Here is a 14,427-nt window from a genome sequence, read left to right as displayed (position 1 = left end):
CATGGCAAACGCAAATGCATTAGGAATGGTAGAAACAAAAGGACTGGTCGGCGCGATTGAAGCAGCCGATGCAATGGTCAAGGCAGCTAATGTTAGCTTGGTCGGCAAAGAAAAAGTCGGAGCCGGCTTGGTAACCGTTATGGTCCGCGGAGATGTGGGCGCTGTGAAGGCAGCGACCGATGCTGGGGCAGCAGCTGCTGAAAATGTCGGCGAATTGGTTTCTGTCCATGTCATTCCACGTCCGCACGCAGAAGTCGAAGTGATTCTGCCTAAGTAATCTGATACTCAGGCTATGAGAATTCACACTGAGCGGGAGCAGACAGGATAAGAGCGGGACAGTCTCAGCCCGAGCCCAGAAATGGGAAAGCGTGGCAAAGAGACTGGAAATAAAACTTCCGCAGGGAAGTGTCAAGACAGCGCCTGCTCGAATCCTGCTCCCTGTCTCTGATGAAAAACCATATGTAGAAGGATGTGAATACATGTCAGTTTTTACAGAAGCTAAGATTAGAAAGCTCCGTCGAGAAGGAGCTCTTGCCGACAAGGGCATCTTTGAGTTAGAAAACAATGAAAAACTGACGCCGGCGGCCAGAGGCTTTCTCAAGGACCACCATATTCAGATTGTGTATTCTAATCAGCCTAAAAAAGCAACTTCAGCCGATGATGGCATCAGGATGCCCATTACAAGACTTGAAGACTCTGCTGTGTATCCACGACTATTTAAACTGACCAAATTGTATACTTATTTTTTAAAGAATCAGAGAGAACTGCACCTTGCTTTTCAGGATGAAAAATGTGAGCAGATGGGACTTCTGCTGTCGGTCTTGGAAAACATGGTCGGTCAGCGTATTCTGGATGATATTTCTGACTACCAGGCCGATTTGGCCAGTCATGCGGATCTGCAGGCTGTCCGGGTCAGCAAGCAGCTGGATCAGGAGGCTGTCATGATGAACTATGACGCGCCGCTCTGGCAGCTGACCTGCTATGAATCCTATATTGAAACAAGCCTTTTGCGCAAGGAATTGGAGCAGGAACTGGCAGCTGACAGGGATGTATTTGCCAGCAAGGTTACGCAGTTATTGAAATCAATAGAAGTCTTGCTGTGGCTGATAGCAAGCTGATATAGACTTTCAGTTTGCTGATGATGTTCATTGAGTATTAGCCGGCAGGCCTGAAGAGATTTTCAAAGAGTCAGAACCTCTATTCATAGATCCTATTTGGATTTAAATGTCTCTTTTCCGCCATTCTTCGTTAGAGTTTTTTGAATACGCCCCGTATTCCTGCAAAACCTTGCCTCGAATGACGGAAATAGACCATTAGGTGCCAGCATCACCTCCGTGAATACAGGTTCTAAGATAAAGAGAGAAAGAAGAACAGCAATGTCTTTAGAAAATTTGGTAAATAAGGTAATTGATAAGGTTCAGGAAGAATTGCAGGGCAGCTTTGAAGTGGAAGCCAGCGGGCGCCATGTACACCTGAGTCAGAGCGATTTAGAGGCCCTCTTTGGTCCTGGCTATCAATTAACAAAAGCGAAAGATTTATCACAGCCGGGACAGTTTGCCAGTCAGGAAAGGGTGACTCTTGTAGGACCCAAGGGGGCCTTTCACAATGTTGTTATTTTGGGTCCCGTCCGCCAGCATTCGCAGGTGGAAGTTTCCCTGACCGACTGCCTGCAGCTGGGCGTTAAGGCACCGATTCGCGAAAGCGGTGATATTGATGGAACACCGGGTGTCGTTTTGGCCTACGGCGACAAGTGCACTGCGCTGGACAAGGGCTTGATTGTTGCCAAGCGCCATGTCCATATGACGCCAGAGGATGCCAGAAAGGCCAATGTTGAAAACCATGAAATCGTTCAGGTTAAGGTAGAAGGCGACCGACCGCTGATTTTTGATGATGTCGTGATTCGCGTCAGCCCGAAATTTGCAACCTATATGCATATTGACTATGATGAAGCTAATGCCTGCGGTTTCAAAAAGGGAATGCGCGGCCGTATCATCAAGAAAAAGTGAGGCCGGCTGGGAGAAAGGGTTATCAGAATGGAAAATATTGATAAACTTGTTCAACTGATTACAGACCGTCTCTTAGAAAACCTTCAGCAGGCGTCTCAGGCCAAGCGCATCTATCTGCTGGGCCAGGAAAGCACAGCCTCGCTGCTGCTGAGTGAGGGCTACCAGCTGACTCAGGATGCGGAAGAGGCCGACTGCCTGCTGGCGGAAAATCTGAGCTTGGATGCTTATCTGAGAATTGCCTCGCTCTGTCCAATCAATGAAGCAGAAACTCTCCTGCTGAGCGCTCTGCTGGCTGGCAAGGAAGTGTTGGCACCGCTTGAATCCTTCCGTGTCAATCAGTACAAACAGTCTGCCAAGGCTCTCCTCTATCGGGAACTGCAGCAGCAGAAAGCTAAGCTGGAACGGTATGGCCTGTGCTTTTATGAAAAGGACCGCCTCTTAGCTGTTCTGGCGCCCAGTCAGGAAAAACAGCAGGCAGCTGCTTCGGCTTGCAGCGGTCCTGCTGCCAAGACCCGTCTGATAACAGAGGGCAGGCTGAAGGAAATGGGTCTGCGCCAAGGGGACGAATTCCGGATGGACAAGGGCATGATTGTGACGGCTCTGGCCAGAGATTATCTCAAGCGCCATAAAATTAGAATAATAGAATAAAGGAGTTGGTAGGGATGTTTGTTGGTAAAGTGAAAGGAAGCCTCTGGGCTACTAGAAAAGATGAAAATTTGAACGGTCTGAAATTTTTAGTGGTCGAACGGCAGCTAAATGAACATCAAAGCGACCCAGCTCTGGTTATTGTAGCTGATTGCATCGGTGCAGGCGAAGGCGATCAGGTCATGGTCACAACCGGCAGTTCTGCCCGCATGAGCCTGAATAAGGCCAATATTCCGGTAGATATGGTCGTAGTGGCGATTATCGACAAGGTCGAATATCAAAGTGATGAAGAATAATTAGAAACTAAGGTAAAGTTATGAGTGTAGATAAAATTATCATTTACATTATGGTCCTCTTTATGCTGGCTGGTGCTGTGGATAAATGTATCGGCGGTAAGCTGGGACTGAGTGAAAAATTTGAAGAAGGAATCATGGCTATGGGAGCTTTGGCTCTCTCCATGGCTGGGATTATGGTGATTGCTCCGCTCTTGGCCGATGTGCTCAAGCCTGTAATTGTACCGCTTTACGGCTTGGTAGGAGCTGACCCTTCTATCTTTGCGACAACTTTTATCGCAAATGATATGGGGGGGGCTCCTCTGGCTCTTAGTCTGGCGCAGGATCCAGCAGTTGGAAATTTTGCAGCCTTTGTCTTGGGCTCCATGATGGGTCCGACCATTGTCTTTACAATTCCGGTGGCATTGGGCATCATCGAAAAAGACGACCGTCCTCTATTGGCACGGGGCATTCTCTATGGTCTGGTGACTGTTCCAATCGGCTGTCTCTTGGGCGGACTCTTCGTACCGGGGCTGTCATTTGGCACCCTCTTGGTCAATCTGATACCGATTATCATTGTGTCCGGACTGATCTTTGTCGGTTTGCTGCTGGCGCCAAACGGCATGATTAAAGGTTTTGAAATCTTTGGTAAGATTATTGTCATTCTGGCGACTCTGGGTCTGGCCTTTGGTGCAGCTCAGCTCCTGACTGGCAATGAATGGCTCAACAGCCTTTATCCGGTAGGAGCGGAAAAACTGACAGAAGCCTTCGGAGTAGTCGGAACGATTGCGGTCACTCTGGCTGGAGCTTTCGGGCTGGTCGCTGTCTTTACCAAGGTAGCTAACAAACCCCTGTCCGCTATCGGAAAATCTCTGGGCATGAATGAAGTCGGCGCTGCCGGTCTGGTGGCTTCTTTGGCCAATAATATCGCTATGTTCCAAATGCTTAAAGATATGGACAGGCGCGGTAAGATTATCAATGTGGCTTTTGCCGTATCTGCTTCCTTTGTTATCGGCGACCATCTGGGCTTCACAGCCGGTCAAAAACCGGAAATGATTGTGCCGATGATGATTGGTAAATTTGTCGGCGGTATTACTGCTGTGCTGCTGGCATTCTTCTTGACGAAAAAAGAAGCAGAAAGCTAGAAATGGAGGCAGGATATGACAGATGTAAATCGTTCAGACGTGGAAGCATTAGTCCGTAAAATTTTATTGGAAGAATTAGCTGCGGGAGCGGGAGAGAAGAAAGTCAGCAAGGCAGGAGTTGCTTCGATTGCCCTGCCCGGCTTAGATGTCCGGCCGGAAGACCGGCTGGATACCGGCAATCCCGACCACCAAGTCTATACCAGAGATTTGCTGACTCTGGATGAAAGTCCGAGACTGGGTTTGGGGCTGATGACCATGGAAAAGACCACCTTCCCTTGGCATTTGGACTATGACGAAGTGGACTATGTGATTGAAGGCCGGCTGGATATTATCGTCGGCGACGAGCTGATGAGCGCAGGTCCGGGAGAAATTCTCTATATCCCCAAAGGCAGCGATATTCAGTTCTCTGTCAAGGATAAGGCACGCTTTGTCTATGTGACCTATCCGGCTGACTGGCAGAATCAGTAATCCGGAGTAAAGATACAACTGCAGCACAGTGCTTAGACACTTTGCAAATCAAAACCAACTTTCATTAGATCCGACAGACCGGACCTAGAAATGAGAAAGCGAGGCAGGGAGGCTGAGAATCAAAAAAGGCAGCCTGCATCAAAGAGCCTAACTCAAGTTTTGCCTGCATCTCGCTGTTTAGTCTGATTTTGATTTTCTTACGTGGGAGAAAACGGTGCTGTGGTTTGCTATAAAAAAAACAGATAGAAGATGGAGTACCCTGCGAAAAGTTCTGCCGTCTGCTACCTGTACCAAAATGGCTGAATCTTGAGAGCCTTGCCTTTCAAGTGCTTTTCTTGCAGGCTGCTGCTCTCTTAGAATTGGCCAATCTTATTCTATCAGAAAGTACTAAAAGAAGCTACAGTTTTGTACTGCGAATCCTCTTTCTGTTTTTATCCCACATGTCGTTCACTCGCCTTTCTCTGGATGTCAAAGCAAGCGGCTTGTGAATCAAACGATAGACTATACGAAGCCGAGTGCTTTTAGCTTAGCCCTATCTTCGATTTTCAAAGAGTAAGAACAAACCTATTGTAAATCAGTCTGCCTGCAAACCTATCGGAGTGTGATGGAAGTGAAAGCGGAGGAGCAGAAGATAAAATGTAAGCGCTTTATATAAATCTTTGCTAGGCTAGCCAAAGGAGCTATCTTATGGAAAATCAATGCAATATTACAGAATTTGTCGGTGTCAATCCGACAGGTGACACCATTGGCCTTGTCATTGCCAATGTGGATCAGCAGCTTTTGGAAGCGATGAAGCTGGAAAAGAGCTACCGCTCACTGGGGATTGTCGGTGCCCGTACTGGAGCCGGCCCTCACATCATGGCTGCAGATGAAGCGGTCAAGGCGACCAATACAGAGATTGTCAAAATTGAACTGCCCCGCGATACAAAGGGCGGTGCCGGTCACGGAAGTTTAATTATTTTTGGCGGCGATGACGTATCAGATGTTGAGCGGGCAGTTGAAGTGACTCTCAAAGAAGTAGACCGGACCTTTGGTGATGTCTATGCCAATGAAGCCGGCCATATTGAACTGCAGTATACAGCTCGTGCCAGTACAGCCTGTCAGGTCGCTTTTGGTGCTGAGGTCGGTCGGGCCTTTGGTCTGATTGTCGGGGGTCCTGCTGCGATTGGTGTTGTTATGGCAGATACAGCTGTCAAGGCAGCCAATGTCAATGTTTTAGGCTATGCTTCTCCTGGCGGAGGCACCAGCCATTCCAACGAAGTCATCCTCTTTATCAGCGGTGACTCTGGCGCTGTCAGACAGGCCGTCATTTCTGCTCGAGAAGTCGGTAAGAAACTCTTGGGAGCTATGGGGGACAGTCCGACTAATTCACAGCCATCTTACATTTAGAGATAAGAGGGAGAAGTGTCATGAGATCTAAACGTTTTGAAGTATTAAGCAAACGCCCAATTAATCAAGACGGCTTTGTAACAGAATGGGTAGAGGAAGGACTGGTGGCTATGGAAAGCCCCAACGATCCCAAACCCAGCATTAAGATAGAAAATGGCCGAGTGGTTGAGCTGGACGGAAAAGCAAAAGAAGAATTTGACCTAATTGATCAGTTTATTGCCAACTACGGGATTGACTTGAGCCGGGCAGAGGAAGTTGTTCAAATGGATTCCCGCGACATTGCCAATAAAATATTGACACCCCATGTGCCGCGGACAGAAATCATCCAGTTGACCAAGGCCATGACACCGGCTAAGATTGTCGAGGTTGTCAATCAGATGAATGTGGTTGAAATCATGATGTGTCTGCAAAAGATGCGAACCCGCAAGCAGACGGCAACACAGGCCCATGTCACCAATGTCAATGACAATCCCGTACAGATTGCTGCGGATGCTGCAGAAGGAGCCCTGCGCGGTTTTGCCGAGCAAGAGACAACGGTTGCCGTGGTTCGCTATGCGCCCTTTAACGCCCTGTCCTTGATGATTGGCTCTCAGGTCGGCCGCCCGGGTGTCCTGACCCAGTGCTCGCTGGAAGAAGCTACCGAGCTGGACTTTGGGATGCGTGGTTTTACGGCCTATGCTGAAACGATTTCTGTTTATGGTACGGAAGATGTCTTTACAGACGGCGATGATACGCCTTGGTCCAAGGCTTTTCTGGCCTCAGCCTATGCTTCCCGCGGTCTGAAAATGCGCTTTACTTCCGGAACCGGCTCTGAAGTCCAGATGGGTCAGGCAGAAGGCAAGTCCATGCTCTACCTGGAAGCCCGCTGTTTGTATGTCACTAAGGCAGCCGGCGTGCAAGGCACCCAAAATGGCTCTGTCAGCTGTATCGGTATTCCAGCAGCGGTGCCTAGCGGTATCCGTGCAGTCGTAGCGGAAAACCTGATTGCCAGTATGCTGGACTTGGAATGTGCTTCCTCAAATGACCAGACCTTTACCCATTCAGACCTGCGGCGTTCTGTCAGAACTCTGATGCAGTTTGCTCCAGGAACGGACTTTATCAACTCCGGCTATTCAGCAACACCGAACTACGATAATATGTTTGCTGGTTCCAACTGGGATGCGGAGGATTTTGATGACTACAATGTCCTGCAGCGGGACCTGCGGGTGGATGGCGGTCTGAGGCCAGTCCGTGAAGAAGAAGTGGTCAAGGTCAGAAATAAGGCTGCGCGTGTGATGCAGGCCCTCTTTAAAGGCCTAGGTCTGCCGCCGATTACCGATGAAGAAGTCGAAGCGGCCACCTATGCTCACGGCTCCAAAGATATGCCTGAACGCGACAAGGTTGAGGACATCAAGGCAGCCCAAGGCATACTGGAGCGCGGCGTACAAGGAGCTGATTTGATCAAGGCTCTGGCCAACAATGGCTTTCCAGAAGTGGCGACTGAACTGCTTAATCTTTTCAAGCAGCGGGTGGCCGGAGATTTCTTGCAGACTTCCGCTATTTTTGATAAGGAATGGAATGTCATCTCAGCTGTCAACTCACCGAATGACTATGTCGGTGTAGGCACAGGCCACCGCTTAGTCGGCCAGGAATGGGAAAAAGTCAAAGATATTCCGAACGCCATCAATCCGCGGGATATTTAGGAGGTGCCAAGATGACAGAAATAAATGAAACAGTACTGCGCTCCATTATTGAAGAAGTTTTAAAAGAGATTGGACAGCAAAAAAGCGGAGCGGCTGCTCCTAAACCAGAGGAAAAAGCAAGCGTTCAGTCAGCTCCAAGTGAAAAAGCCGTCATTCGAACAGTCGGTGCAGCCCAGCCCAGTCAAGCAGTGGACGAGGTAGTGATTGCGGTCGGTCCGGCTTTTGGGGAGCAGCAGGTCAAAACAATGGTGGATATTCCTCATACAGAAGTGCTGCGCCAGCTGATTGCCGGTATCGAGGAAGAAGGACTCAAAGCACGTATTGTCAAGGTTTACCGTTCTTCTGATGTGGCTTTTGTGGCTGTTGAAGGCGACCATTTATCTGGCTCCGGCATTTCTATCGGCGTCCAGTCCAAGGGCACTACGGTTATCCATCAGCGGGATTTGCCGCCGCTCAGCAATTTGGAACTCTTTCCGCAGGCTCCTCTGCTGACACCGGAGACCTACCGTTTGATTGGCAAGAATGCTGCTAAGTATGCTAAGGGCGAGACCCCCAATCCAGTACCGACCCTTAATGATCAAATGGCCCGGCCTAAGTATCAGGCTTATTCAGCTCTGCTGCATATCAAGGAAACAAAATTGGTAAAAAAAGGCAAGCCGGCTGAAGAGTGCCAGATGATTTAGGGCATACTGTGTCTACAAGGAGAACCATTATGAGTGAATCAGTAGAAATCTTAGTAGAAGAAATTTTAAAAAAACTGAATGAAAAGGAGTCTTCTGCTGAAAGCCAGCAGCTGACTAAGTCGGACGCCGGCGAAGCGACAGCAGCTGACTATCCGATTGCCCAGAAACACCCGGACTGGATTACCGTAGGTCAGGGCAAGAAATTTACAGACATCAGTTTAGACAGTATCTTATCAGGAGAAATCACGGCGGCAGATTTGAGAATCAAGCCGGAAATTTTGATAAAACAGGGTGAAATTGCTAAACATGCTGGCCGTGAATCGATTCAGTACAATTTTTCCAGAGCGGCTGAACTGACCAAAGTTCCTGATGCCCGTGTTTTGGAAATTTACAATGCTCTGCGCCCCTACCGCTCTTCCAAGCAGGAATTGCTGGACATTGCCGATGAGCTGGAGCACCAATACGGGGCCCTTATCTGTGCGGGCTTTGTCAGAGAAGCGGCTGAGAACTATGAGCGCCGCAAGAAACTGAAAGGTGACAACTAGAAGAGAGCAGAAGGAGGAGCAGGCGTGAAACGTATCATTGGAGTAGATATCGGAAATTCTTCCACTGAATCTGCCCTGGCTGAAATAGAAGACGATGGACGCTTTCACTTTCTTGCCTCAGCGCTGGCGGATACCACAGGCATCAAGGGGACCAAGGAAAATGTCAACGGCATCTATGAATCCCTGCGGCTTCTGATACAGCAGACCGAGCTGACCTTAAAAGATGTTGATCTCATCCGAATCAATGAAGCAACACCTGTCATCGGGGATGTTGCGATGGAGACCATTACCGAAACGGTCATAACGGAATCCACCATGATTGGCCACAATCCCCATACGCCAGGCGGTTTGGGGCTGGGAGTCGGCATCACCGTGTCGATTTTGGATCTCATCCATCATCCCATGGATCGGTCTTATGTTCTGGTCGTTCCGAAAATCATTGATTTTGATTTGGTGGCCCAGCTGATCAATGCCTATCTGAAAAAAGGCTATCAGATTAACGGCGCTATTCTGCAGGCCGATGACGGGGTTCTGGTCAATAATCGGATTTCTAAGACCATTCCCATTGTTGATGAAATCATGTACATTGACAAGGTCCCTTTGGGCATGCTGGCTGCAGTCGAGGTTGTGGAGCAGGGCAAGGTCATTTCCCAGCTGTCCAATCCTTATGGTATTGCTACTGTTTTCGGGCTGAATGCCGAGGAAACCAAAAATATCGTTCCTATTGCGCGTGCTCTCATCGGCAATCGCTCAGCCGTGGTGATTAAAACGCCCAAGGGGGATGTGCAGGCCAGAACAATTCCAGCCGGCAGCATTCAGATTATGGGCCAAGACTGTAGCCTGAAAGTGGATATTTCTAAAGGGGCTGATGCTATTATGGAGCAGGTGGTTCAGGCTGGTGACATCAGCAATGTCACGGGAGAGGCCGGTACCAATGTCGGAGGCATGCTGGAAAAGGTCAGACAGACCATGGCTCAGCTGACGGATAAACAGCAGTCAGATATTTCTATTCGGGACCTTTTAGCGGTCAATACCTTTGCTCCTATTTCTGTCCGAGGCGGAGTGGCCGGCGAATTTTCTATGGAACAGGCCGTCGGTATTGCTTCCATGGTGAATTCTGACAAGTTGCAGATGTCCATTATTGCTAAAGAAGTTGAAAAAGAGCTGGGGATTCCAGTTGAGATTGGCGGAGCCGAAGCAGAGTCAGCTATTTTGGGTGCCCTGACGACACCGGGAACGGATACTCCTTTAGCGATTCTTGACTTGGGAGCTGGTTCGACCGACGCTTCTATTATAGATAAAAAAGGCTCTATTCTGGCGGTTCACTTAGCTGGAGCCGGTGATATGGTGACCATGCTGATTCGTTCTGAGCTGGGGCTTGAAAACCATCACTTGGCTGAAGAGATCAAAAAATATCCTTTGGCCAAGGTAGAGAGTCTCTTTCACATCCGGCACGAGGACGGCACAGTGCAGTTCTTTAATCAGCCTCTGTCCAGCGATTTATTTGCCCGGGTGGTCATTGTCAAAGGAAAAGACGAATTTGTGCCTCTGAATGATGGAGACTGTTCGATTGAAAAGATCAGGCTGGTCAGACAGTCCGCCAAGGAGAGAGTCTTTGTCACCAATGCCATACGAGCCCTGACCCGAGTCAGTCCTACCGGAAATATCCGGGATATTCCTTTTGTTGTCATTGTGGGCGGGTCAGCCTTGGATTTTGAAATTCCTCAGCTGGTCACTCAGGCTCTGTCCCAGCAGGCTATTGTAGCCGGCCGGGGCAATGTCCGCGGCTTGGAAGGACCCAGAAACGCTGTAGCAACCGGGCTGATTTTGTCCTATGTCAGAAAGAAAAGAGGTGGCGGAAATGGAATTCCACTATACTAGCAAACCGACCATTCTGCTTCTGGTCAAGGGTCAGCCCCATGAAGCGAAACTGGCCCAGATAGCATATGGTATCGAAGAAGAAGGGATTCCTTTTCAGCGAATCCTGCCAGAAAAAACAGCTAATCTAGTGTCCTTGGCTCATCAAGCTGCCCTGCAGTCCCAGCTCTTGGTTGGCATTGCCTGCGATGAGCAGGATACCGTGCTGCACTATCGCAATCTGCCTGAGGAGAAGTTCGTTTACCGTATCCGGGACTATACAGCAGCTTCTGATAAGGAATTGCGACTATTTGGCAGCAATGCAGCCCGATTGGTCAAGGGAGTCCCTTTCCGCAAGAGTCCAGCGCTGGAGGTATCATTTTGAAGAAAATAATGAGAGGACTGTTGAGAGTCAGTGACAGGAAAAGAGGTGACCAGCATGGATCGATTTGAAGACGCCCAGCTGGAACGGATTGTGGATAGAGCGGTCGAAAGCTGCAGGAGGCTGACTGAGAAGGAGGTAAAGCCCCTTACGATTTATGAGGATGCTTGGAATCTAGTGCTGAAAGCCAGAGAAAAAGCCAATCAGCTGGGCATACAGGTTGTCATTTCTGTGCTGGACAGCAGCGGTCAGGTTGTCATGACCTATCGCATGGAGGATGCGCTCCTGGTCAGCAATGAGATGGCCTATAAAAAAGCTTACACGGCGGTGGGAATGAGAATGCAGTCCAAAGACTTGGCGCCCTTAACGCAGCCGGGGCAGTGGCTGTATCAGCTGGAAACCATGACAGACAATAAAGTGGTCAGTCTGGCAGGCGGCATTCCTATCTACTATCAGGAAAAACTGATTGGCTCTATCGGTGTCAGCGGCGGAACATCTGAGCAAGATCAGGCCGTTGCAGAATATGCAGTCGGTCTGTGATCCTCTTTCTGTTGCAAATTCATACCCTGCGACAGTCGAAGCAGACACTTCCTAGCGGCGGTCTCTGTCTCAGCTTCTTTAAGCGGCTAGCTCCGCCATTGGCAGTATTGAAACGATTATTTTCAATGCTGCTAAATTAGTGCAGGAGTTAGAGAAAGTCCTGTGGGATTTCTCGTTCTCATGACAGGATGAGCAGCTCGCTGCCGTCCTGTCTGCTCCCGCTTAGTTTGCTGCTGTTCATTGAGTATAAATCATTCACATGTCATGTAAGGAGGCATAAAATGGAAAAGTATATGGGCGAGTTTTTAGGAACGCTGGTTCTGATTGTTTTTGGGACCGGCGTGGGTGCATCCGTTAATCTGAATAAGGCACTTGCTAAAGGTTTTGCTCCCAGCTGGTTCACAGTTGTTTTTGCTTGGGGGCTGGCAGTCACTTTAGGTATTTATACAGCAGGTTTTTATGATACGGGCGGCCATCTGAATCCAGCAGTCACCCTTGCCTTTGCAGTTGGAGGAATGTTCCCTTGGAATCAGGTGGCGGGCTATATTCTGGCTCAGTTTTTAGGAGCTTTTTGCGGAGCGGCGATTATTTCCCTTGTTTTCTATCCCCACTTTAAGGAAACCAAGACGGAAGAAGGGAATTCAGTCGGTATCTTTGCAACGGGTCCCGCTATCAAGAATCCAGTCTATAATCTGCTCAGCGAAATTGCAGCAACCTTTTTCTTTATCTTTGTGTTGCTGATGATGACCCATGGAGAGATTACTCCGGGACTGACGCCGCTTTTGGTTGGTTTCCTGATTATGGCGGTCGGTCTGTCTTTGGGGTCCACTACCGGTTTTGCCCTTAATCCAGCCCGTGATTTAGGGCCTCGTCTGGCCTATGCACTGCTGCCTATTCCCAACAAAGGCTCTGTAAATTGGGACTATGCTTGGATTCCTATTCTTGGTCCGATAATCGGTGCCATCATAGCAGTGCTGGCTGTCAATGCTATGTAATATAGGTATTTTAGACTCACACATCAATGGCTTCGCCTTGCTTGACCTTCCTCCGGACTGTTGGATCCTCAACCTAGAAATAAAAGAGTGAATAACTTCAAGCAACGCTTGATGTCAGAGTAGGCTTGCAAGAGTTTGAACAGCGAATGCCAAGCTTGCATCAGCCGCAAAGTCAGTACAGCTGACATTACCTTGCGAAAGCTCCATTCGCTGCCTCAAAACCTCCACTGGAGTTTTTGAGTTTCTCATTGCCTAGTAAGGAGCACAGCTTGCGTATAAAACCTTTATCAATAAGCTGGCTGAAGGAGAAAACAATGTCGAAAAAAATATTCGCAGTCAATGCAGGTAGTTCTTCTTTGAAATTTCAATTATTAGATATGCCTAGCAAACATGTGATTGCCAAGGGGATTTTTGAAAAAATCGGTTCCCAGCAGGGAATCTTCACAATGGAATTTAAGGGACGAAAAGAAAAGGAACTCTTGGATTTGCCTTCCCATCAGTTTGCAGTCCAGCATTTGCTGGATGCTTTATTGAAGCAGCAGGTTATCCGCTCTCTGGATGAGATTGACGGTGTCGGTCACCGTGTGGCTCATGGAGGTGAATCATTTGGTGATTCGGTCTATGTAGATGAGCGGGTCATGAGCATTATTGAAGAACTGGCCTTTTTGGCGCCCAGCCACAATCCGGTTAATCTGACAGGTATTGCCGCCTTTAAAAAAGCTCTGCCTCAGGTCGGCAATGTGGCAGTGTTTGATACGGCCTTTCATCAGAGTCTGAGACCGGAATTTTTCTGCTATCCGATTCCCAGCCGCTATTATGAGCGCTACCAAATCAGGAAGTACGGTTTTCATGGGACCAGCCATCAGTATATTGCTGAGAAAGTCGCTGCCCTTTGGGAAGAGCAGGGCGAATCAGCTGCTGATTTGAGGATCATCAGCTGTCACTTGGGCAATGGGGCCAGTATCTGTGCCATAAAAAACGGCTGCTCTGTGAATACTTCCATGGGCTTTACTCCTCTGGCCGGCCTGATGATGGGCAGCCGTTCTGGAGACATTGATCCTATGATTCTGCCTTTTTTGATGCAGCAGGAAGGTTTAACTGCTCAGGCTATCAGCGATTTGCTCAATAAAGAGTCTGGCTTGCTGGCTGTCTCCCAACTGAGCAATGATGTGCGGGATATTGTAGAAGCCAGTCAGCAGGGAGATGGAAAGGCTGCGCTGGCCTTGCAGATGTTTGTCAACCGTATTGCTCAGACAGTTGCTGCCTACATAACGGATTTGGCTGGTTTGGACGCTCTGGTCTTTACTGCCGGCATTGGTGAGCACTCTGCTCTGATTCGGGAAATGGTGATTAACAAGCTCAACTGTCTGGGCCTGTTCCTTAATCCATCTGCCAATGAGCAGGGCCAGCTCTTCATTCAGAATAAAGATTCAAAGGCAAAAATCCTCATTGTGCCCACTGACGAAGAGCTGATGATTGCTCAGGACACCATGCGGATTTTAGAGCTGGAACAGCAGTCTTCAGAAATCCAGACTCACAAGGTAGCAAGAACAGGCCACACAACTTGAAATAGTTTTTTAGTTTCACTGATAAAAGCAAACTAAAAGACTAAAAAATCTCAATGCAGCAGCTGATTGCTCAAATCAGTTCCTTGGGCTGCTGTCTCCGTTCGCATGCTAAGCCTGGTCAGATTCCGTGCTGAGATGAGCTGAGTTTTGATTTTCTGGCATTTCAGCTGCGCTTTTTAGGACGGACAGATCCTCAAGCTATGCATTCAAATATGACATCACTTCATAATGAAAGCACTCCTTATTTTAA

At 48.6% G+C, this 14,427-nt stretch carries 16 protein-coding genes; all 16 read left to right on the top strand.

The window, feature by feature from the left end:
• The first annotated feature begins 1 nt into the window (after position 1).
• Complete coding sequence (gene pduA, locus DHL47_RS08085; RefSeq protein ID WP_128836365.1) at positions 2–277, top strand: propanediol utilization microcompartment protein PduA; 276 nt, start codon at positions 2–4, stop codon at positions 275–277.
• Positions 278–479: 202 nt separating this feature from the next.
• Positions 480–1,118 carry a hypothetical protein gene (locus DHL47_RS08080; RefSeq protein ID WP_209551517.1) on the top strand — a complete coding sequence of 213 codons (639 nt, stop codon included), beginning with the start codon at positions 480–482 and terminating at the stop codon, positions 1,116–1,118.
• Between the two features lie 258 nt (positions 1,119–1,376).
• Positions 1,377–2,006 carry an ethanolamine utilization phosphate acetyltransferase EutD gene (gene eutD, locus DHL47_RS08075; protein WP_128836360.1) on the top strand — a complete coding sequence of 210 codons (630 nt, stop codon included), beginning with the start codon at positions 1,377–1,379 and terminating at the stop codon, positions 2,004–2,006.
• A gap of 27 nt (positions 2,007–2,033) precedes the next feature.
• Entirely contained in the window at positions 2,034–2,654 is a 621-nt protein-coding gene (locus tag DHL47_RS08070) for an ethanolamine utilization protein (RefSeq protein ID WP_209551516.1), read from the top strand.
• A 14-nt stretch (positions 2,655–2,668) separates the two neighbouring features.
• Entirely contained in the window at positions 2,669–2,947 is a 279-nt protein-coding gene (locus DHL47_RS08065) for a EutN/CcmL family microcompartment protein (RefSeq protein WP_128836350.1), read from the top strand.
• Between the two features lie 20 nt (positions 2,948–2,967).
• Complete coding sequence (locus DHL47_RS08060; RefSeq protein ID WP_128836349.1) at positions 2,968–4,068, top strand: ethanolamine utilization protein EutH; 1,101 nt, start codon at positions 2,968–2,970, stop codon at positions 4,066–4,068.
• Positions 4,069–4,083: 15 nt separating this feature from the next.
• On the top strand, positions 4,084–4,536 hold the full coding sequence (locus tag DHL47_RS08055) for a cupin domain-containing protein (protein WP_209551515.1): 453 nt from the start codon (positions 4,084–4,086) through the stop codon (positions 4,534–4,536).
• A gap of 687 nt (positions 4,537–5,223) precedes the next feature.
• Positions 5,224–5,925, top strand: a complete 702-nt coding sequence (pduB, locus tag DHL47_RS08050; RefSeq protein ID WP_209551514.1) for a propanediol utilization microcompartment protein PduB — start codon at positions 5,224–5,226, stop codon at positions 5,923–5,925.
• Positions 5,926–5,945: 20 nt separating this feature from the next.
• Entirely contained in the window at positions 5,946–7,607 is a 1,662-nt protein-coding gene (locus DHL47_RS08045; RefSeq protein ID WP_209551513.1) for a propanediol/glycerol family dehydratase large subunit, read from the top strand.
• An 11-nt stretch (positions 7,608–7,618) separates the two neighbouring features.
• The gene (locus DHL47_RS08040) at positions 7,619–8,290 is read left to right on the top strand and encodes a propanediol/glycerol family dehydratase medium subunit (protein ID WP_209551512.1); all 672 of its coding nucleotides are present in this window, start codon (positions 7,619–7,621) and stop codon (positions 8,288–8,290) included.
• A gap of 29 nt (positions 8,291–8,319) precedes the next feature.
• Positions 8,320–8,835, top strand: a complete 516-nt coding sequence (locus DHL47_RS08035; protein ID WP_209551511.1) for a diol dehydratase small subunit — start codon at positions 8,320–8,322, stop codon at positions 8,833–8,835.
• 24 nt (positions 8,836–8,859) lie between these two features.
• On the top strand, positions 8,860–10,716 hold the full coding sequence (locus DHL47_RS08030) for a diol dehydratase reactivase subunit alpha (RefSeq protein ID WP_209551510.1): 1,857 nt from the start codon (positions 8,860–8,862) through the stop codon (positions 10,714–10,716).
• On the top strand, positions 10,697–11,077 hold the full coding sequence (locus tag DHL47_RS08025; RefSeq protein ID WP_209551509.1) for a glycerol dehydratase reactivase beta/small subunit family protein: 381 nt from the start codon (positions 10,697–10,699) through the stop codon (positions 11,075–11,077). The genes DHL47_RS08030 and DHL47_RS08025 overlap by 20 nt, the downstream gene beginning before the upstream one ends.
• Positions 11,078–11,131: 54 nt before the next feature.
• Positions 11,132–11,614: a GlcG/HbpS family heme-binding protein gene (locus tag DHL47_RS08020; RefSeq protein WP_209551508.1), complete on the top strand. Its 483-nt coding sequence runs from the start codon at positions 11,132–11,134 to the stop codon at positions 11,612–11,614.
• Between the two features lie 281 nt (positions 11,615–11,895).
• The gene (locus DHL47_RS08015) at positions 11,896–12,609 is read left to right on the top strand and encodes an MIP/aquaporin family protein (protein ID WP_209551507.1); all 714 of its coding nucleotides are present in this window, start codon (positions 11,896–11,898) and stop codon (positions 12,607–12,609) included.
• Between the two features lie 314 nt (positions 12,610–12,923).
• A complete protein-coding gene (locus DHL47_RS08010; RefSeq protein WP_209551506.1) occupies positions 12,924–14,177 on the top strand; it encodes an acetate/propionate family kinase in 1,254 nt (417 codons plus the stop codon).
• Positions 14,178–14,427 lie beyond the last annotated feature (250 nt).

The sequence above is a fragment of the Streptococcus panodentis genome (genome assembly GCF_017884005.1).
Taxonomy (GTDB): domain Bacteria; phylum Bacillota; class Bacilli; order Lactobacillales; family Streptococcaceae; genus Streptococcus; species Streptococcus panodentis.
Note: the sequence above shows the minus strand (reverse complement) of the source record. Positions and strands in the feature narration are given on the sequence as shown.